Genomic DNA, 336 nt, shown 5'->3' on the forward strand with positions numbered 1-336 from the left:
GATTGGGTCTAGTACTAGCTAGTTTAGCGATTCGTTTATGATAAAACTGATTCATACTCTTTAACCGTTTGCCATCTAACAATAAATGCTCATTATTCGTGACTGAACAAAATGCTAGATTGTTATACCCAAAATCTATTCCCATCGTTTCGGTAAGATCATCTAATTTCATTTTTGGTGTTTCATCTAGATACACATAAACCACTTCAATGTACTTTCCATCATAGTAGGACTTGATGGTGATTTCTTTGATTGGTTTGGTTTGGATACATTTGGGTGTGGGGATATCTAGTGATAAATCACTTAAATGGTTTAATTCGGTTGTGTGCTTATGAA

The 336-nt window shown here is 34.2% G+C and carries 1 protein-coding gene; it reads right to left on the minus strand.

The genetic code is table 11. The annotated features are described in order from the left end of the window. Positions 1–336 (minus strand): transposase (locus N7603_RS08970; RefSeq protein WP_262097085.1); only part of this gene is annotated, 336 nt, incomplete at both ends.

Source organism: Paracholeplasma vituli, assembly GCF_025446935.1.
Lineage (GTDB): Bacteria > Bacillota_I > Bacilli_A > Acholeplasmatales > UBA5453 > Paracholeplasma > Paracholeplasma vituli.